The 13,483-nt window shown below is 62.7% G+C and carries 12 protein-coding genes; all 12 read left to right on the top strand.

Annotated features, from left to right (window positions below; translation table 11 throughout):
- Positions 1-9 precede the first annotated feature (9 nt).
- The 12 genes from nuoG to mce all read left to right on the top strand — a co-directional run bounded on the left by nuoG (position 10) and on the right by mce (position 13,480).
- On the top strand, positions 10-2,088 hold the full coding sequence (gene nuoG / locus ACFOW6_RS04370) for an NADH-quinone oxidoreductase subunit NuoG (RefSeq protein ID WP_382421118.1): 2,079 nt from the start codon (positions 10-12) through the stop codon (positions 2,086-2,088).
- 51 nt (positions 2,089-2,139) lie between these two features.
- The gene (nuoH, locus tag ACFOW6_RS04365; protein ID WP_382421117.1) at positions 2,140-3,150 is read left to right on the top strand and encodes an NADH-quinone oxidoreductase subunit NuoH; all 1,011 of its coding nucleotides are present in this window, start codon (positions 2,140-2,142) and stop codon (positions 3,148-3,150) included.
- 148 nt (positions 3,151-3,298) lie between these two features.
- The gene (gene nuoI, locus ACFOW6_RS04360) at positions 3,299-3,787 is read left to right on the top strand and encodes an NADH-quinone oxidoreductase subunit NuoI (protein ID WP_382421195.1); all 489 of its coding nucleotides are present in this window, start codon (positions 3,299-3,301) and stop codon (positions 3,785-3,787) included.
- 108 nt (positions 3,788-3,895) lie between these two features.
- The gene (locus ACFOW6_RS04355; RefSeq protein WP_382421116.1) at positions 3,896-4,510 is read left to right on the top strand and encodes an NADH-quinone oxidoreductase subunit J; all 615 of its coding nucleotides are present in this window, start codon (positions 3,896-3,898) and stop codon (positions 4,508-4,510) included.
- A gap of 2 nt (positions 4,511-4,512) precedes the next feature.
- Entirely contained in the window at positions 4,513-4,821 is a 309-nt protein-coding gene (gene nuoK / locus ACFOW6_RS04350) for an NADH-quinone oxidoreductase subunit NuoK (protein ID WP_382421194.1), read from the top strand.
- 9 nt (positions 4,822-4,830) lie between these two features.
- Positions 4,831-6,771, top strand: coding sequence for an NADH-quinone oxidoreductase subunit L (gene nuoL / locus ACFOW6_RS04345; protein ID WP_382421115.1), 1,941 nt, complete (start codon positions 4,831-4,833; stop codon positions 6,769-6,771).
- A gap of 10 nt (positions 6,772-6,781) precedes the next feature.
- Positions 6,782-8,308 (top strand): NADH-quinone oxidoreductase subunit M, encoded by a 1,527-nt coding sequence (locus tag ACFOW6_RS04340; protein ID WP_382421193.1) that lies wholly within the window; start codon positions 6,782-6,784, stop codon positions 8,306-8,308.
- Between the two features lie 12 nt (positions 8,309-8,320).
- Positions 8,321-9,772: an NADH-quinone oxidoreductase subunit NuoN gene (nuoN, locus tag ACFOW6_RS04335; protein ID WP_382421114.1), complete on the top strand. Its 1,452-nt coding sequence runs from the start codon at positions 8,321-8,323 to the stop codon at positions 9,770-9,772.
- Positions 9,769-10,539 carry a biotin--[acetyl-CoA-carboxylase] ligase gene (locus ACFOW6_RS04330; protein WP_382421113.1) on the top strand — a complete coding sequence of 257 codons (771 nt, stop codon included), beginning with the start codon at positions 9,769-9,771 and terminating at the stop codon, positions 10,537-10,539. The genes nuoN and ACFOW6_RS04330 overlap by 4 nt, the downstream gene beginning before the upstream one ends.
- 3 nt (positions 10,540-10,542) lie before the next feature.
- Complete coding sequence (locus tag ACFOW6_RS04325) at positions 10,543-11,322, top strand: type III pantothenate kinase (protein ID WP_382421112.1); 780 nt, start codon at positions 10,543-10,545, stop codon at positions 11,320-11,322.
- Positions 11,319-13,013, top strand: coding sequence for a ribonuclease J (locus ACFOW6_RS04320; protein WP_382421111.1), 1,695 nt, complete (start codon positions 11,319-11,321; stop codon positions 13,011-13,013). Before ACFOW6_RS04325 ends, ACFOW6_RS04320 begins: the two co-directional genes overlap by 4 nt.
- Positions 13,014-13,075: 62 nt before the next feature.
- The gene (gene mce, locus ACFOW6_RS04315; RefSeq protein ID WP_382421110.1) at positions 13,076-13,480 is read left to right on the top strand and encodes a methylmalonyl-CoA epimerase; all 405 of its coding nucleotides are present in this window, start codon (positions 13,076-13,078) and stop codon (positions 13,478-13,480) included.
- Positions 13,481-13,483: the final 3 nt, after the last annotated feature.

Here is a 13,483-nt window from a genome sequence, read left to right as displayed (position 1 = left end):
AGGGTCGATATGCCTAAGCTGACCATCAATGGTCGCGAAATCGAAGTGCCCGCAGGCGTCACGGTGCTGCAGGCCTGCGAATTGGCCGGGTTTGAGATTCCGCGCTTCTGCTACCACGAGCGCCTGAGCATTGCGGGCAATTGCCGCATGTGCCTGGTCGAGATGGAGAAAGCGCCGAAGCCGATCGCCTCCTGCGCCATGCCGGCGGGCGACGGCATGGTGATCCACACAGACAGCGAAAAGGTGGAGAAGGCCCGCAAGGGCGTGATGGAGTTCCTGCTGATCAACCATCCCCTGGATTGCCCGATCTGCGACCAGGGCGGCGAATGCGACCTGCAGGACCAGGCCATGGCCTATGGCTATGACCGTAGTCGCTACGAGGAGAACAAGCGCGCGGTACCCGAGAAATACATGGGGCCCCTGATCAAGACGATCATGACGCGCTGCATCCAGTGCACGCGCTGCGTGCGCTTCGCCACCGAGGTTGCCGGCGTCGAGGAAATGGGCATGCTCAACCGCGGCGAGGACGCCGAGATCACGACTCTGGAAAAGGCCATCGATTCCGAACTTTCGGGCAACCTGGTGGATATATGCCCTGTGGGCGCCCTGACCTCGGCGCCCTATCAGTTCGCAGCGCGCCCGTGGGAGCTGAAGAAGACCATGTCCGTGGATGTGATGGATGCCGTCGGCTCCAACATCCGGGTGGACTCGCGCAGCGGCCGGGTCATGCGTGTCCTGCCGCGGCTGCACGAGGACATCAACGAGGAGTGGATCAACGACAAGACCCGGCATGCCTGCGACGGGCTTGCGCGTCAGCGTCTGGATCGCCCCTATGTGCGCGGCGAGGACGGAAAACTGAAGCCGGCCCGCTGGGAACAGGCTTTCTCGGCCATACAGAGCCGTCTGAAGGGGACGTCTCCGGAACGAATGGCCGCCATCGCCGGCGATCTCTGCGATGCCGAATCCATGCTGGCGCTCAAGGACTTCATGACCGGCCTGGGCGTGCCCAACCTGGATTGCCGCCAGGACGGCAGCCGCATCGGAGGCGGACCGCGCGCCAGCTATGTCTTCAATACCAGCATTGCCGGGATCGAGCAGGCGGACGCCGTCCTGATCATCGGCAGCAACCCGCGCTGGGAAGCGGCGATGATCAATGCCCGCCTGCGCAAGCGCTTCCTGCAGACCGCCATGCCGGTAGGCGTGATCGGGGAACCCGTGGACCTGACCTACGAGACCCAGTACCTGGGGGCCGGCCCTGACAGCCTTAAGGAGCTGGCCGAGGGCAAGAGCGAGTTTGCCGAGGTCCTGAAGCAGGCCGAGCGCCCCATGGTCATCGCCGGTTCGGCGGTCTTTGCGCGACCCGATGGTGAGGCCCTGCTGGGCACGATCCGCCGCCTGGCCGAGGCGGTCGGGGCCGTCGGCAAGGAGGCTCCCGAGGACTGGAACGGTTTCAACGTCCTGCAGCGTGCGGCCTCGCGCGTCGGCGGGCTGGATCTGGGTTTCCTGCCGCAGGAGGGCGGGCGCGACCTGGAGGGCATTCTGCAGGGCTGTGAGGCCGGTGAAATTGATCTGGTCTGGCTGCACGGCGCCGACGAGATCGACATGAAACGCCTGGGCAATGCTTTCGTGGTCTATCAGGGCCATCATGGCGATGCCGGGGCGCACAGGGCCGACGTGATTCTGCCGGGGGCGGCCTATACCGAGAAGAATGCCACCTACGTGAACACGGAAGGGCGCGTCCAGCTGGGCCGCCTGTCCGTTTTCCCACCGGGAGATGCGCGGGAGGACTGGACGATTCTGCGGGCACTTTCCGAGATCGTGGGCGAGACCCTGCCTTACGATAACCTGGGCGAGGTGCGCCAGCGCATGATCGAGACCAATCCCGTCTTCGCGGCGGTGGATCAGGTCACACCCGAGAAGTGGTCGGGCTTCGGAGGCCGGGGCAAGCCCGACAGCGCGCCCTTTGTCCTCCCTATCGACAACTTCTACATGACCGATCCGATCAGCCGGGCCTCCAAGACCATGGCCGAGTGCACCGAGGCCTTCATTCTGCCGAAGCAGGACAAGGCCGCGGCCACGGCAGGCTAACGGAACAGCAGCAGCCATCGGGACGACGAAAGGCGACAGGGGAAGACAGACGTGGAAGAGTTCTTGACAGGTTACGCGCTGCCCGTGGGGATCATCCTCGCGCAGATCCTGGCAATCGTGGTTCCGCTGCTGGTGGCGGTGGCCTACCTGACCTATGCGGAACGCAAGGTGATCGGTGCCATCCAGCTGCGCCAGGGCCCCAACATCGTGGGTGCCTTCGGTCTTCTGCAGCCGCTGGCGGATGGCGCCAAGCTGTTGTTCAAGGAAACGATCCTGCCGGCCGGCGCCAATCGCGTGGTCTTCCTCCTGGCTCCGATTCTGACCTTCAGCCTGGCCATGGTGGCCTGGTCCGTGATTCCGGTGAACGAGGGCTGGGCGATTGCCGACATCAATGTCGGGATCCTGTTCCTCTTCGCGATTTCCTCGATGGGGGTCTACGGCGTGATCATGGCCGGCTGGGCTTCCAATTCGAAGTATCCCTTCCTGGGCGCCCTGCGCTCGGCCGCCCAGATGGTGAGCTACGAGGTCTCCATGGGCTTCGTCATCATCACGGTGCTGCTCTGCGTGGGCTCGCTGAACCTCACGGATATTGTCCTCGCCCAGGAGACCGTGTGGTTCGCCATTCCCCTGTTGCCCATGTTCGTGATCTTCTTCATCTCAACCCTGGCGGAAACCAACCGGGCGCCGTTCGACCTGCCGGAAGGGGAGTCGGAACTTGTGGCCGGCTATTTCGTCGAGTATTCGGCGATGAGCTTCGCGCTCTTCTTCCTGGGCGAATACGCCAACATGATCCTCATGAGCGCGATGACGACCATTCTCTTCCTGGGGGGCTGGCTGCCGCCGCTGGACATCGTGCCGCTCACCTGGATACCGGGCCCGATCTGGTTCGCGCTCAAGGTGGCCCTGGTGCTGTTCTGTTTCCTCTGGGTTCGCGCGACCTTCCCGCGCTATCGCTACGACCAGCTGATGCGGCTGGGGTGGAAGGTCTTCCTGCCCTTCACGCTGGTCTGGCTGGTCCTGACGGCGGGGGTGCTGGTGACCTTCGACTGGCTGCCGCGGTGAGGAGGTCGATGACCATGGAACCGAGGCAAAGGGGCCTTGTCTCGACAGCTCTGGCGGCTATGGTGTCGCCAGGTTTTCGCCGGGGATCCGGGCGCATCGCTTTCGCGGGGGGTGTGACCATCGTGAGTGAGAAAGGTAAGTGACGAAGATGGCGTTCGTCGACCGCACAGCACGCAGCCTGCTTCTGATGGAACTCCTGTCAGGGCTGTGGATGACCCTGCGCTACATGTTCAGGCCCAAGGTGACCCTGAATTACCCTTACGAGAAAGGGCCTCTGAGCCCGCGCTTTCGGGGCGAGCATGCGCTCAGGCGTTATCCCAACGGCGAGGAACGCTGTATTGCCTGCAAGCTGTGCGAGGCAATCTGCCCGGCGCTGGCCATTACCATCGAGGCGGAACCGCGTGAGGACGGCAGCCGCCGCACCACGCGCTACGACATCGACATGACGAAGTGCATCTACTGCGGCTATTGCCAGGAGGCCTGCCCCGTGGATGCCATCGTCGAGGGGCCGAATTTCGAGTTTTCCACTGAAACGCGCGAGGAGCTTTTCTACAACAAGGAGAAGCTGCTGGCGAACGGGGACCGCTGGGAATACGAGATCGCCCAGAACATTGCATTGGATGCGCCTTACCGCTAAGGGGGCAGATCACGCCGCGAACTCGAACCTGCGGGTTCGCGTGCTTGAGAGTGTTGAGAGGGGAACAGACGTGCCGATCACTGGTCGCAAGCAGGAAGGGAGAGCCCAATGGTAGTCCAGGCGCTGGCCTTCTATCTCTTTGCCGCCATCGTGGTGGCGTCGGCCGTCATGGTGATTTCGGCCCGGAACCCGGTTCATTCGGTGCTCTTCCTGATCCTGGCGTTCTTCAACGCGGCCGGCCTTTTCGTGCTGCTCGGGGCCGAGTTCCTGGCCATGATCCTGGTCGTGGTCTATGTGGGTGCCGTGGCGGTGCTCTTCCTCTTCGTCGTCATGATGCTGGATGTGGATGTGGCTCAGGCGAAGCATGGCGTCCTGCAGTACCTTCCTGTCGGGGCCCTGGTTGGTCTGATTCTGCTGATCGAGCTGGCCATGGTCGCTGGGGCCTGGGTCAGCGTGCCCGAGGCCCAGAGCGTGGCGCAGATTCCCATTGCGCCCCCTGAGGAGATGACCAATACGGCCGCGCTCGGCGCGGTGCTCTATGATCGCTATGTCTATCTGTTCCAGGCGGCGGGCCTGATCCTGCTGATCGCCATGATCGGGGCCATCGTGCTGACCCTGCGCAGTCGCGAAGGCGTCCGCAAGCAGTCGGTCTCGCAGCAGATATCGCGCCGGACGGAGGACGCCATCGAGGTCAAGGACGTTCCCAGCGGGAGTGGCGTGTGATGCTGGAAATCGGACTCGGACACTACCTGACCCTGGCGGCGATCCTCTTCACGCTGGGGGTCTTCGGGATCTTCCTGAACCGCAAGAACGTCATCGTCATCCTGATGTCGCTGGAGCTCATGCTGCTGGCGGTGAACATCAACCTGGTGGCATTTTCCACCTTCCTGAACGATCTGGTCGGACAGGTCTTCGCGCTGTTCATCCTGACAGTCGCGGCTGCCGAAGCGGCGATTGGCCTGGCGATCCTGGTCGTCTATTTCCGCAACCGCGGCTCCATCGCGGTCGAAGACATCAACACGATGAAGGGATAGGCGGACGCCATGGACGTCGCCATTGTATTTCTGCCGCTGATCGGCGCGATTCTGGCCGGTTTCTTCGGGCGTACTCTGGGGGACAGGGGAGCACAGCTCGTTACCTGCATTCCCATGGTGCTCGCCGGCCTGTTGTCCATTGTCGTCTTCTTCGACGTGGCTCTGGGGGGCAATGCCTACACGACGGAGCTGTTCACCTGGATCGATTCCGGGACCTTCGAGCTCTCCTGGGCCCTGCGGGTCGATACCCTGACGGCCATCATGTTCTGCGTGGTCACGATCGTATCCAGCGTCGTGCACATCTATTCGGTCGGCTACATGTCGGACGACAAGTCGATCCCACGCTTCATGGCCTACCTGTCGCTGTTCAGCTTCTTCATGCTGATGCTGGTGAGCGCCGACAACTTCGTGCAGATGTTCTTCGGCTGGGAGGGTGTCGGCCTGGCGTCCTACCTGCTGATCGGCTTCTGGTACGAGAAGCCCAGCGCCAATGCCGCCGCCATCAAGGCCTTCCTGGTCAATCGCGTGGGCGACGTCGGCTTTGCCCTGGGTATTGCCGGAGCCTTCCTGTTGTTCGGCGCGGTGCAGTTCGATGCGGTCTTTCCGCAGGTCGAGGGGATGGCGGAGACCACGATCAACATCTTCGGCATGGAAGCCAACGCGCTGACGGCCATCTGCCTGCTGCTGTTCGTGGGCGCCATGGGCAAGTCGGCCCAGTTGGGGCTGCACACCTGGCTGCCGGATGCCATGGAGGGCCCGACTCCGGTCTCGGCCCTGATCCATGCGGCTACCATGGTGACGGCTGGCATTTTCATGCTCTGTCGTCTCTCGCCGATGTTCGAATATGCGCCGCTCGCGCTGGATGTGGTCGCCTATGTCGGAGGCGCGACGGCGCTCTTTGCGGCGACTGTCGGACTGACCCAGAACGATATCAAGCGGGTGATCGCCTATTCCACCTGCTCGCAGCTCGGCTACATGTTCTTTGCCATCGGCGTGTCGGCCTACAGCGCGGCGATGTTCCACCTGATGACCCACGCCTTCTTCAAGGCCCTGCTGTTCCTGGGGGCGGGCTCGGTGATCCACGCCATGCATCACGAGCAGGACATGCGCAAGATGGGCGGGCTCTACAAGAAGATCCCCGTCACCTATGCGCTCATGTGGATCGGCACACTGGCCCTGGTCGGTTTCGGGATTCCGGGCGTCACCGGGTTTGCCGGCTTCTATTCCAAGGACATGGTGATCGAGGCGGCCTATGCAGCACAGAGCAGCGCCGGGGGTTTTGCCTTTATAATGGGCGTGGTCGCGGCCTTCCTGACCTCGGTCTATTCCTTCCGTCTGCTGTTCCTGACCTTCCACGGCGAGACACGGGCCGATCATCACACCTTCGAGCATGCACATGAATCGCCGCGGGTAATGCTCTGGCCGCTCTATGTGCTGGCCCTGGGCTCCGTGCTGGCGGGCGCTGTCTTCTATGGGACCTTCGTGGGCGATGGACGCGAAGCCTTCTGGGGCAACTCCCTGCTGGTCCTGAGCAACATCATCGAGGATGCCCACCACGTGCCTTTCTGGGTCAAGGCCTCACCCATGGTCATGACCCTGCTGGGCCTGTGGCTGGCCTGGTACATGTACATTCGCCGTCCGGAGCTGCCGGCCGAGTTTGCCCGGCAGGCCGAGCCCTTCTATCTGTTCTCGCTCAACAAGTGGTACTTCGACGAGCTGTACGACGCGATCTTCGTACGCCCGGCGGTCTGGCTGGGGCGCGGGCTCTGGAAGGGCGGTGACGGCGCCGTGATCGACGGGTTCGGGCCGGACGGCCTGTCGGCCGTGACCCAAACCCTCTCCCGTCGGGTCAGCCGATTGCAGAGCGGCTATCTCTATCACTACGCCTTTGCCATGCTGATCGGCGTCGTTCTGCTGATTTCCTGGTATATCTTCGTGGCAGTGCGGTGAACGACCAATGATGAGTTCCTGGCCCCTCCTCTCCCTGGTAACCTTCCTGCCGCTGGTGGGCGCTGCCTTCATTTTCGCCGCGCGCGGAGATGATGCCGTCGTCGCGCGCAATGCCCGCTATGTCGCGCTCTGGACGTCGCTGATCACCTTCGTGCTGTCGCTGTTCATCTGGTTCGGGTTCGAGCGCGGCACGGCCGAGTTCCAGTTCGTGGAACAGGCCGAATGGATTCCCTCACTGGGTGTGACCTATCACATGGGCGTGGACGGTATTTCCATGCCCTTCGTCCTGCTGTCCACGCTGCTGACGCCGCTGTGCGTGCTGGCCAGCTGGGAGACCATCCAGAGCCGGGTCAAGGAATACATGATCGCCTTCCTGGTGCTGGAAACCCTGATGGTGGGCATGTTCTGCGCCCTGAACTTCGTCGCCTTCTATATCTTCTTCGAGGGCGTGCTGATCCCGATGTTCCTGATCATCGGCGTATGGGGCGGAGCGCGTCGCGTCTACGCGGCCTTCAAGTTCTTCCTCTTCACCCTGGCCGGCTCCGTGCTGATGCTGCTGGCCGTCCTGACGATGTACTTTACCTCCGGGACCACCGATATCCCGACGTTGATGGAGTACGGTTTCGATCCGTCCCTGCAGATCTGGCTCTGGCTGGCCTTCCTGGCGTCCTTCGCCGTGAAGGTGCCCATGTGGCCGGTTCACACCTGGCTGCCGGACGCCCACGTCGAGGCGCCGACCGCGGGCTCCGTCATCCTGGCGGGCGTGCTGTTGAAGATGGGCGCCTATGGCTTCCTGCGCTTCTCCGTGCCGATGCTGCCGCAGGCCACCGAATTCTTCGCGCCGCTGATCTTCGCGCTGTCGGTGATCGCCATCATCTACACGTCCTTCGTGGCCCTGGCACAGGAGGACATGAAGAAGCTGATCGCCTATTCCTCCATCGCCCACATGGGTTATGTGACGGCGGGAATCTTCACCCTGAACCAGCAGGGCATGGAGGGGGCCATCTACCAGATGCTCAGCCACGGCATCGTCTCGGCCGCCTTGTTCCTCTGCGTCGGCGTGGTCTATGACCGGGTGCACACGCGCGAGATCGCGCGCTATGGCGGCCTGGCCAGCAGGATGCCGCGCTATGCCCTGGTCTTCATGGTCTTCATGCTGGCCTCGGTGGGCCTGCCCGGAACCAGCGGGTTCGTGGGCGAGTTCCTGGTGATCGTGGGGACCTTCCAGCTGTCCACCTGGCTGGGCCTGCTGGTCGCCAGTGGCATGGTGCTGGGAGCGATGTACATGCTGGTGCTCTATCGCCGGGTCATCTTCGGCCAACTGACAAAGGATGATCTCAAGGGCCTGATGGACATCAGTTGGCGGGAAAAAGCGGTCTTTGCGCCTCTCATTATCCTGGCCATCTTCTTCGGGGTTTATCCCATGCCGATCCTGGACGTGATGTCCGCCTCTGTGGAGAACCTTATCGAAAACTATCAGCTGGCGCTCGGCGAGGGGGGCTCCTCCTCCTTCGCCTGGAACCTGATCACGCGCTAGGGGGCACGGACCGTGAATATCGGAAGCGACATTCTGACAGCTCTGCCGGAGATCTTCCTGGCCTGTAGTGCCATCGCCCTTCTGATGGTCGGTGTGTTCCGCGGCGAGGGCTCGTCGCGCCTGGTCATGACCCTGGCGGTCAGTGCCATCATCGTGACCCTGGGCCTGCTGCTCATGGGGCCCACCCGGCACACCTCGGCCTTCAACGGCCTGTTCGCGAACGACGGCTTCGGCGATTTCATGAAGATGCTGGTGCTGATCGGGGCGGCGCTCACCATGGTCATGGCCCAGCGCTATATTGAGCGCGAACAGATGGCGCGCTTCGAGTTGCCGGTGCTGCTGCTGTTTGCCACCGTCGGCATGCTGATGATGATCTCGGCCAACGACCTGATCGCGCTCTACATGGCCGTGGAGCTGCAGAGCCTGGCGCTCTATGTGGTGGCCGCGATCCGTCGCGATACCCTGCGTTCCTCCGAAGCCGGCCTGAAGTACTTTGTGCTGGGCGCCTTGTCCTCGGGCATGCTGCTCTACGGCCTCTCCATGATCTACGGCTTCTCGGGCACCACCGATTTCGTGGCTCTGGCCGACCTCTTTGCCGAGGGCGGCGAGGTTTCCCTGGGCCTGCTCGTGGGGCTTGTCTTCCTGGCTGCAGGCATGGCCTTCAAGGTGTCCGCCGTACCCTTCCACATGTGGACGCCGGACGTCTACGAAGGCGCGCCGACGGCCATCACGGCCTTCTTCGCCGTTGCCCCCAAGATTGCCGCCATTGCGCTCTTCGTGCGGATTCTCATGGGACCCTTCGGCGACCTGGTGGAGCAGTGGCAGCAGATCATCGTCTTCATCTCCATCGCGTCCATGATCGTGGGCGCCCTGGCGGCCATCAACCAGACCAACATCAAGCGCCTGATGGCCTACAGTTCCATCGGCAACATGGGCTATGCGTTGGTCGGTCTGGCCGCGGGCACGCCCGAGGGTATCCGGGCCGTTGCGGTCTATATGGCCATCTACCTCTTCATGAATGTCGGGACCTTCGCGGTTATCCTCTGCATGCGGGTGAACGACCGGATGGTGGAACGCATCGACGACCTGAAGGGGCTGAGCCGCACCAACCCGCTGATTGCCCTGGCGCTGGCGATCTTCATGTTCTCCATGGCCGGCATTCCGCCGATGGCGGGCTTCTTCGGCAAGTTCTACGTCTTCCTGGCGGCTGTTGAATCAGGCCTCTATATCCTGGCTGTCGTCGGTGTCCTGACCAGCGTGGTCGCGGCCTTCTATTACCTGCGTATCGTCAAGGTGATGTATTTCGACGAGCCCTCGGAGGCTTTCGACCAGCCGATCGGCCGCGAGATGGCCGTGGTCCTGACGGCAACGGGAATCATCGTGATGCTGTTCTTCGTGATGCCATCCCCCATTCTCGATAGCGCAACGGCGGCGGCCGAATCCTTCTTCCCGGCCGGATCATGATGGAACCGCGCGAGGACAGGCCAGTACGGCTTCCCCCCGCTTACAGGCTGGTTCAGCACGAGTCCGTGAACTCGACCATGGACGAGGCGCGACGTCTGGCCGAAACGGGAGCCGAAGACGGTACCCTGATCTGGGCCCGCGAGCAGACGACAGGACGCGGGCGGCAGGGACGCGAATGGACCAGTCCGCCGGGCAACCTCTACCTCTCGCTGGTGCTGCGGCCTGAATGCGAGCCCTCGGAAGCCGTGCAGTTGGGATTCGTGGCGGCACTTGCCATAGGCGATGCCATCGGGGCCGTCTCGCCGCCGGTCAACGTGACCTACAAGTGGCCGAACGATGTGCTGCTGAATCACGGCAAGGTTGCCGGGATCCTTCTGGAATCGCGTTCGCTGACCGGCGGCGGAATCGACCATCTTATCCTCGGATGCGGGGTTAATATCGTCAGCGCGCCTTTGGATACGCCCTACCGGGCCACCTGCCTGCATGACGAGGGAGCCGGCCAGGTGGATGACATCGAACTTCTGGAAGCCTTCGGCCGTCACATGCTGGCATGGACCAGTCGCTGGCTGGATAACGGCTTCGCGTCAGTGCGCAGTCGCTGGCTGCAGCATGCCGAACGCAAGGGCGAGCGCATCGAGCTGCGCCTGCCTTCGGAAACGCTGGCTGGTGTCTTCGAGGATATCGACCCGAATGGCTATCTTTTGCTGACACTTGACGATGGCACCCGCCGTCGCATCTCCAGCGGAGATGTCTTTCCTTCAGGATAATCCATGCTTCTGGCGATCGATTCCGGGAATACCAACGCCGTCTTCGCTCTTTTCGATGGGGAGGAGCTGATTGCCCAGTGGCGCTGTTCGTCGGATTCCAGGCGCACGGCCGACGAATATGCCGTCTGGCTGACGCAGTTGATGATGCTGAAAGGCGTCACGCCAGCCGATATCGACGGCTGCATCATTTCCAACGTGGTGCCGGCGGCAACGCGCGAACTGAGGCGCCTGATCACTGGCTATTTCGACTGCATTCCACTGTCCGTGGAAGAGGCAGTGGCCGGCTACAACATCCCCATCCGGATTGCGCGACCGGAACAGGTCGGGGCTGACCGGCTCGCCAACGCCGTGGCCGCGCACGAGCTCTATGGCGGATCGCTGATCGTGGTGGACTTCGGCACGGCCACCACCTTCGACATGATCGATCCGGACGGTGGCTACAGCGGCGGCATCATCGCCCCCGGTATCAACCTGTCCATGGACGCCCTCTACAATGCCGCGGCGCGTCTGCCGCGCATCGCCGTGGAGAAGCCCGAGGCCGTAATCGGGGACGATACCGTCTCGGCAATGCAATCGGGCGTCTTCTGGGGGTATATCGGGCTGATCGAGGGGCTCGTCTCCCGTATCCAGCAGGAGAAGGAAATCCAGCACACCGTGATTGGTACGGGCGGCCTGGCACCTTTGTTCCACGAAACGACGGACTCCATTCATCACGTCAACAGGGACCTGACCGTGATCGGTCTGCGTCTGCTCTACGAGGCTTACAGGAAGGCATCAGCGTGACCAGGAAACGCAAGACCGCACCGGGGATTCACACGCCGGGCGACGATGAACTGCTCTTCTTGCCGCTGGGTGGCACGGGTGAGATCGGCATGAACATGAACCTCTATGGTCATGCCGGACAGTGGTTGATGATCGACCTGGGCGTGGCGTTCGGTGAACATGAGCTGCCCGGAATCGAGATGGTCATGCCCGATCCGGACTTCATCGTCGAACGGGCGGACCGCTTGGCCGGACTCGTGCTCACGCATGCGCACGAGGATCATATCGGAGCCGTCAGCTATATCTGGCCCAAGCTGCGCTGCCCGGTCTATGCTACCCCTTTCACGGCCGCCCTGCTGCGCCGCAAGTTCGCGGACGACAAGGCGACGGACGTGCCGGACATCATTGAGGTTCCCCTATCCGGGCAGTTCCGTGTGGGGCCCTTCGAGGTCGAGCTGGTGACCCTGACACATTCCATACCGGAACCCAATGCGGTGATCCTGCGCTCGTCCTGCGGCACTGTCCTGCATACCGGGGACTGGAAGCTGGATCCCGACCCCCTGGTCGGGGATGATTATGACAAGCAGCGTTTGATTTCGCTGGCCGACGAGAATGTCCAGGCCATGATCTGCGATTCCACGAATGCCATGGTGGAGGGGGATTCCGGTTCGGAACTGGATGTGCGCGCGGCCCTGGAGCGCGAGCTTGCCGGGTTGAAGGGGCGTGTGGCGGTGGCCTGTTTCGCCAGCAATGTGGCGCGCCTGGAAACCGTTATGCGTGTCGCCGAGACCCACGGGCGACGCGTGGCCCTGGTCGGGCGTTCCATGCACCGAATCATCGCCTCGGCCCGCGAGGCCGGCTATCTGCAGGACATGCCCCCGCTCATCGATGTACGGGATATCGACTACCTGCCGCGCGAGGAGGTCCTCCTGCTCTGTACCGGCTCCCAGGGAGAGCCGCGGGCCGCGCTCTGGCGCATCGCCAATGGCGATCACCCGGATGTGGAACTGCAGGAGGGAGACAGTGTCGTTTTTTCCTCGCGGGTGATTCCGGGGAACGAGAAGGCGATCCTGGCACTCTACAACCTGCTGTCCGATCGAGGCATCCATCTGATCACCGCCGACATCAAGCGCGACATTCACGTCTCCGGCCATCCCTGTCGCGGGGAACTGTCGCAGATGTACCAGTGGGTCCGTCCGCGTGTGGCCATTCCGGTCCATGGCGAGCCACGCCATCTGGCGGCACATGCGGAGCTTGCCCATGCCTGTCAGGTCCCCGAGGTCATCGACACCCGCAACGGAGCCATGATTCGCCTGGTGCCGGGACCGGCAGAGGTAATCGACAATGTCCACAGCGGCCGGTTGGTACTGGACGGGTCTGTCCTGCGGGATCTGGACAGCCCGGTGCTGCGCATGCGCAAGCGCATGGTCTTCAACGGCTCTGCCGTCCTGACCCTTGTGGTGGATGACAAGGGCGAGCTTGCCGCCGATCCCGTACTGACGGCCGATGCACTTTTCGATATGGAGAAGGAAGCTGAGGTCGAGGACGATGTCCTGGATGCCGTGGAGGATGCGCTGCATCGTCTCAGCCGCGAAGACCGCAAGAAGGACGACGCCATCGGGGAGGCGGGGCGTGTCGCTGCGCGCCGGGCCCTGACCCGAGCCCTTGGCAAGAAGCCGATTGTCGAGGTCCAGGTGATCCGGCTGGACTGAGGCTGCCGGATGCGCTTTCCTTGCCGAAACGGGCATTCGCCGGAACGGAGGTTTATATCCGCATGATCGGCCGACTGAATCATGTTGCCATCGCAGTCCCCGACCTGGAGGCTGCGGCCGCCAGCTATCGCGATACCCTGGGGGCAGTGGTGTCAGAGCCCCTGGCGCAGCCCGATCATGGAGTGACGGTCGTGTTCGTGGAGTTGCCCAACACCAAGATCGAGCTCCTGCATCCGTTGGGCGAAGAGTCGCCCATCGCGAACTTCCTGCAGAAATCCCCCTCGGGCGGCATTCACCATATCTGTTACGAAGTCGACGACATCCATGCTGCACGCGAGCATCTGACGGAACAGGGGGCTCGCGTATTGGGCGATGGCGAACCGAAGATCGGGGCTCATGGCAAGCCTGTGCTGTTCCTGCACCCAAAGGACTTCTTCGGCACACTCATCGAGCTGGAGCGGGTATGATGG

This window comes from Fodinicurvata halophila, assembly GCF_042651425.1.
Lineage (GTDB): Bacteria > Pseudomonadota > Alphaproteobacteria > Kiloniellales > DSM-21159 > Fodinicurvata > Fodinicurvata halophila.
Note: the sequence above shows the minus strand (reverse complement) of the source record. Positions and strands in the feature narration are given on the sequence as shown.

What these genes read in the sequence shown, in the direction of transcription:
- nuoG (WP_382421118.1), top strand. Translation starts at nt 10, where the DNA reads ATGCCTAAGCTGACCATCAATGGTCGCGAAATCGAAGTGCCCGCAGGC.
- nuoI (WP_382421195.1), top strand. Translation starts at nt 3,299, where the DNA reads ATGGCGTTCGTCGACCGCACAGCACGCAGCCTGCTTCTGATGGAACTC.
- ACFOW6_RS04355 (WP_382421116.1), top strand. Translation starts at nt 3,896, where the DNA reads ATGGTAGTCCAGGCGCTGGCCTTCTATCTCTTTGCCGCCATCGTGGTG.
- nuoL (WP_382421115.1), top strand. Translation starts at nt 4,831, where the DNA reads ATGGACGTCGCCATTGTATTTCTGCCGCTGATCGGCGCGATTCTGGCC.
- ACFOW6_RS04340 (WP_382421193.1), top strand. Translation starts at nt 6,782, where the DNA reads ATGAGTTCCTGGCCCCTCCTCTCCCTGGTAACCTTCCTGCCGCTGGTG.
- ACFOW6_RS04330 (WP_382421113.1), top strand. Translation starts at nt 9,769, where the DNA reads ATGATGGAACCGCGCGAGGACAGGCCAGTACGGCTTCCCCCCGCTTAC.
- ACFOW6_RS04325 (WP_382421112.1), top strand. Translation starts at nt 10,543, where the DNA reads ATGCTTCTGGCGATCGATTCCGGGAATACCAACGCCGTCTTCGCTCTT.
- mce (WP_382421110.1), top strand. Translation starts at nt 13,076, where the DNA reads ATGATCGGCCGACTGAATCATGTTGCCATCGCAGTCCCCGACCTGGAG.